At 40.8% G+C, this 1,923-nt stretch carries 3 protein-coding genes; 2 read left to right on the top strand and 1 reads right to left on the bottom strand.

Going from position 1 to position 1,923, the window contains the following annotated elements:
• Positions 1-82 precede the first annotated feature (82 nt).
• Positions 83-511 carry a helix-turn-helix domain-containing protein gene (locus HMPREF0519_RS03350; protein ID WP_225429125.1) on the top strand — a complete coding sequence of 143 codons (429 nt, stop codon included), beginning with the start codon at positions 83-85 and terminating at the stop codon, positions 509-511.
• A gap of 220 nt (positions 512-731) precedes the next feature.
• On the top strand, positions 732-1,580 hold the full coding sequence (locus tag HMPREF0519_RS03345; RefSeq protein ID WP_003634661.1) for a hypothetical protein: 849 nt from the start codon (positions 732-734) through the stop codon (positions 1,578-1,580).
• On the opposite strand, the gene HMPREF0519_RS03340 is transcribed toward HMPREF0519_RS03345, so the two are convergent.
• Positions 1,552-1,923, bottom strand: a 372-nt coding sequence (locus HMPREF0519_RS03340; RefSeq protein WP_003634659.1) for a methylated-DNA--[protein]-cysteine S-methyltransferase, incomplete at its 5' end; no start/stop codon positions are given. The genes HMPREF0519_RS03345 and HMPREF0519_RS03340 overlap by 29 nt on opposite strands.

Raw genomic sequence — 1,923 nt, 5'->3', positions numbered from 1 at the left:
GCTCCGAATGCTAACCGCTTTGCTCCGCACACTTATACAAAATGCAGTATAATAATAAGTAATGAATAGGACGGTGATAATAATGTTTCCAGAACGACTTAGAGCACTGCGGCGTGGAAAAAACCTGACACTTCCGCAATTAGCCCAACTACTTAACGAACAGTTTCCAACAGATGAGGAGCATCAGAACACACCTTCACAAATTGGAAACTGGGAGCGCGGTGTCAGAACTCCTTCATACGTAGAAGTTCAGAAATTAGCCTCATTTTTCAATGTCACGATGGATTATTTAACCGGCCTCACTGAAAATAGTACTTATGATTTGGCACGACTGTTCATCTCGGATAAATCCCTTCAATTCAATGGACAAAATTTGGATTCATCGGATCGATATGAAATCTATCAATTAATTTCCGGATACATTCACGGTAAAACAGGTCGAACCCAGCCGCCTGCACCAACGATGAAACAAGAAGAGTTGGATTTAGGGATGGATAAAAACAATCATTAAAGGACTGTTCTTTTATTTGCCGATCATTAAAAATACACCGACAAAAGTCGAAATCGTAAATCCAGCCCACGCAAATGCACAAAATGCAATTTGCGCTTTATTTTTTTGAATAATTGCAAAAATTAGTCCTATTAACAGGATCACCCAAATGGTGAATATTTTTTGAGCAAAAGTCACTGTTTAATCAACCCTCGAATCTTAAATACGACTAGGAGACAATATGCTAACAAATAAACAAAAAAAGAAACTTTTAAAAAATCGTAAACATCAGGTTTCCTCAGAATCCGACTACATTTCGCAAATGAAGCGGTATCGCAAGTTGTTTTCCGATTTTCCCGATGTCAAGTTTTTAATTAATAATGTACTCGAAAGTGACCACCTTATCAAGTCTAAATTACTACCTCAGGAACTGCCGGAATTACTTCTGCCCGAAGACATTCAGGATCAAATTTTTAAAGCAATCAATCAGCGCTTCGATCAGGATGATCCAGAAGGCGATAAACTTTGGAATCAGTTAACCGATGCATTGCCAAAATTAGATAAAGCCTTACGATCCTATCGTGACTATTTGGAAGAACAATACGGTATGTGGGCATATATATCAGGGCCATTCGTTAAGAGCTTAGCCGCTTACATTGATCACGAAGCCGTCTTGGAAATCATGGCCGGCAACGGCTACATCTCAAAAGGCCTTCAGGATCTTAACGTCAAGGCCTATCCAACTGACAGCCTTGAGTGGCTTTCCGAAAATCAAACCGGTAAGCATCAAGTTACGCAGATCGAAAAATTAGATGCCGTTTCGGCAATTGAAAAATATCAGGACAAGGTTAAATACGTTATAATGAGTTGGGCTCCAGATAAGGGATCAGTCGATCTCGACGTTCTTAACGCGATACGAAAAGCCGACCACGATCTTAAATTGATCGTCATCGGCGAAAGAAACGGTGCAACAGATTCTAAAGCTTTCTGGCAGCAGGCTCACATTATTGAACCGGAGGTTGCCAAGAAGTTAAACGCCCACCACAAACCATTTGACCTCATTAAAGATCAGGTTTACCTAGTTGACTAAGACGTGGTAATGGTAGCTTTTTAATTAATGGTTCCTTTGTAAAGGGTTCTTTCTCAAACTTGAGAAGGGACTCTTTTGCATCCGCACCACCCCGGTATTCGCCTATTTCGCCGTTAGACCGAATGACACGATGACAGGGGATGACAATTAAGAATGGATTTTTGGCAACGGCACTGGCAACCGCTCGGATCGCCCTTGGCCTACCAATTGTTTCGGCCAATTGCTTATAAGTAACCGTCTCACCATAAGGAATTTGGCGAAGCGCATCCAATACCTGTAATTCGAGTTCATTATGAATTTCACTAAAATCCAGCGGTATATCGAAAGTCTTCCGCTTTTTATC

The sequence above is a fragment of the Lentilactobacillus hilgardii DSM 20176 = ATCC 8290 genome (assembly GCF_000159315.1).
GTDB lineage: Bacteria > Bacillota > Bacilli > Lactobacillales > Lactobacillaceae > Lentilactobacillus > Lentilactobacillus hilgardii.
Note: the sequence above shows the minus strand (reverse complement) of the source record. Positions and strands in the feature narration are given on the sequence as shown.